Consider the following 2,190-nt stretch of genomic DNA (forward strand, 5'->3'; position numbering starts at 1 on the left):
ATTTCCCACCGCAAGGGTAAGACCCCAGAAAGACTATCTGGTTGATAGGTCGAAGGTGTAAGTGCAGCAATGTATTTAGCTTATCGATACTAATAGGTCGAGGACTTGACCAATATTTATTTGATGTCCATTCATTAAGGTATATGTGTAGTTTTTAGAGTGTTAACTCTAAAAAAGTTTGAAAAAAGTATTGACAAAAATAACAAAAAATGTTAATATTGTACTTGTTCTAGCAACAAGGTGAAAATGTGGTTATAATAGCAGAGAAGATACACCTGTTTCCATTCCGAACACAGAAGTTAAGTTCTCTAGCGCTGATGGTACTTGGTGGGAAACTGCCTGGGAGAGTAGGACATAGCCACGTTAGATATTCCAAGGTAGCTCAACGGTGGAGCAACCGGCTGTTAACCGGTAGGCTGTGGGTTCGAGCCCCACCCTTGGAGCCATTATGGCTCGTTGGTCAAGAGGTTAAGACACCGCCCTTTCACGGCGGTAACAGGGGTTCAATTCCCCTACGAGTCACCATTTGTGGGATCATAGCTCAGCTGGGAGAGCACCTGCCTTACAAGCAGGGGGTCACAGGTTCGAGCCCTGTTGGTCCCACCATTTGCGGCCTGGTAGTTCAGTTGGTTAGAATGCCAGCCTGTCACGCTGGAGGTCGAGGGTTCGAACCCCTTCCAGGTCGCCAAAACAAAAAATGCTGGTGTGGCTCAACGGTAGAGCAGCTGACTTGTAATCAGCAGGTTGTAGGTTCGATTCCTATCACCAGCTCCATAAAAACAATACGGAGGATTTCCCGAGCGGCCAAAGGGGGCAGACTGTAAATCTGTTGTCATCGACTTCGGTGGTTCGAATCCACCATCCTCCACCAATTAAATATGCGGGTGTAGCTCAATGGTAGAGTTCTGGCCTTCCAAGCCAGCTGTGAGGGTTCGATCCCCTTCACCCGCTCCAAAGAAAGCGTGGGTGCATAGCTCAGCTGGATAGAGCAACGCCCTTCTAAGGCGTGTGTCCGGGGTTCGAATCCCTGTGCGCTCACCACATATATATTGGGGATTAGCCAAGTCGGTAAGGCACATGACTTTGACTCATGTATGCGTAGGTTCGAGTCCTGCATCCCCAGCCAAAAATAAAAATATGGTCTATTAGCTCAGTCGGTAGAGCACCTGACTTTTAATCAGGGTGTCCCGCGTTCGAGTCGCGGATAGATCACCAATGGAGAGGTGTCCGAGTGGTTTAAGGAGCTGGTCTTGAAAACCAGTGACTTCGAAAGGGGCCGTGGGTTCGAATCCCACCCTCTCCGCCAAAAAAAATAGGACTGAATTTGGAGAAGTACTCAAGTGGCTCAAGAGGATCCCCTGCTAAGGGATTAGGCTGGGTAACCGGTGCGAGGGTTCGAATCCCTCCTTCTCCGCCATTTAAAAACGAGGTGTAGCGCAGTTTGGTAGCGCACATGGTTTGGGACCATGGGGCCGGGGGTTCGAGTCCCTTCACCTCGACCAACTTGGACCTTTAGCTCAGTTGGTTAGAGCGCCCGGCTCATAACCGGTAGGTCTGGGGTTCGAGTCCCTGAAGGTCCACTATTCTTCATAGGGGTGTAGCTCAGTTGGTAGAGCGTCGGTCTCCAAAACCGTGCGCCGGGGGTTCGAGTCCCTCCACCCCTGCCAAATAAAAAGGACTTGAAAAAAGTTGTATTTTAGAGTAGTATAATATAGTAAATAATATTTCGAGGTGTAGCGCAGTTTGGTAGCGCACATGGTTTGGGACCATGGGGCCGGGGGTTCGAGTCCCTTCACCTCGACCAAGAAAAGGGCCTATAGCTCAGGTGGTTAGAGCGCACGCCTGATAAGCGTGAGGTCGCTGGTTCGAGTCCAGCTAGGCCCACCATTTGCCCAGATAGCTCAGTCGGTAGAGCAGGGGACTGAAAATCCCCGTGTCGGTGGTTCGATTCCGCCTCTGGGCACCAGAAACACGGCGGTATAGCTTAGTTGGCTAGAGCGTTCGGTTCATACCCGAAAGGTCATAGGTTCGACTCCTATTACCGCTACCATCTAACTATATCAATAAAGAACTTTGAAAATTAAACAGTAGGTTAATTTATAAACAAGAAACAAACCATAAAGCCAGATATTTTGATAACAATAGTATCTGAGCCTGATAAACTTTTATTTGAGAGTTTGATCCTGGCTC

Annotated in this window: 19 tRNA genes and 2 rRNA genes; all 21 read left to right on the forward strand. The window is 48.8% G+C overall.

The annotated features are described in order from the left end of the window. Positions 1-113 (forward strand): 23S ribosomal RNA (locus tag KGF42_RS18875); the annotation flags it as partial. Positions 114-247: 134 nt separating this feature from the next. Continuing rightward, positions 248-364, forward strand: a 5S ribosomal RNA gene (rrf, locus tag KGF42_RS18880). A gap of 7 nt (positions 365-371) precedes the next feature. Continuing rightward, positions 372-446 (forward strand) — tRNA-Asn (locus tag KGF42_RS18885). 4 nt (positions 447-450) lie between these two features. Beyond that, positions 451-525 (forward strand) — tRNA-Glu (locus KGF42_RS18890). 5 nt (positions 526-530) lie between these two features. Next, positions 531-606 (forward strand) — tRNA-Val (locus tag KGF42_RS18895). Between the two features lie 5 nt (positions 607-611). Beyond that, a tRNA-Asp gene (locus tag KGF42_RS18900) sits at positions 612-688 on the forward strand. A gap of 11 nt (positions 689-699) precedes the next feature. Beyond that, positions 700-774, forward strand: a tRNA-Thr gene (locus KGF42_RS18905). Between the two features lie 12 nt (positions 775-786). Further along, a tRNA-Tyr gene (locus tag KGF42_RS18910) sits at positions 787-871 on the forward strand. 9 nt (positions 872-880) lie between these two features. Then, positions 881-954, forward strand: a tRNA-Gly gene (locus KGF42_RS18915). Positions 955-964: 10 nt separating this feature from the next. Then, positions 965-1,041: transfer RNA gene (locus tag KGF42_RS18920), tRNA-Arg, on the forward strand. A 9-nt stretch (positions 1,042-1,050) separates the two neighbouring features. Next, positions 1,051-1,126: transfer RNA gene (locus KGF42_RS18925), tRNA-Gln, on the forward strand. Positions 1,127-1,139: 13 nt separating this feature from the next. Continuing rightward, positions 1,140-1,215: transfer RNA gene (locus tag KGF42_RS18930), tRNA-Lys, on the forward strand. A gap of 2 nt (positions 1,216-1,217) precedes the next feature. Then, positions 1,218-1,306, forward strand: a tRNA-Ser gene (locus tag KGF42_RS18935). A gap of 20 nt (positions 1,307-1,326) precedes the next feature. Next, a tRNA-Ser gene (locus tag KGF42_RS18940) sits at positions 1,327-1,417 on the forward strand. An 8-nt stretch (positions 1,418-1,425) separates the two neighbouring features. Next, positions 1,426-1,502 (forward strand) — tRNA-Pro (locus KGF42_RS18945). A gap of 4 nt (positions 1,503-1,506) precedes the next feature. After that, a tRNA-Ile gene (locus tag KGF42_RS18950) sits at positions 1,507-1,580 on the forward strand. An 11-nt stretch (positions 1,581-1,591) separates the two neighbouring features. Continuing rightward, positions 1,592-1,667: transfer RNA gene (locus tag KGF42_RS18955), tRNA-Trp, on the forward strand. Between the two features lie 60 nt (positions 1,668-1,727). Then, positions 1,728-1,804 (forward strand) — tRNA-Pro (locus KGF42_RS18960). 6 nt (positions 1,805-1,810) lie between these two features. Next, positions 1,811-1,887 (forward strand) — tRNA-Ile (locus KGF42_RS18965). A gap of 3 nt (positions 1,888-1,890) precedes the next feature. After that, a tRNA-Phe gene (locus KGF42_RS18970) sits at positions 1,891-1,966 on the forward strand. A gap of 7 nt (positions 1,967-1,973) precedes the next feature. Then, a tRNA-Met gene (locus tag KGF42_RS18975) sits at positions 1,974-2,050 on the forward strand. Positions 2,051-2,190 lie beyond the last annotated feature (140 nt).

Origin of the sequence: Clostridioides sp. ZZV15-6383, assembly GCF_020657735.1 — a bacterium.
Classification (GTDB): domain Bacteria; phylum Bacillota; class Clostridia; order Peptostreptococcales; family Peptostreptococcaceae; genus Clostridioides; species Clostridioides difficile_D.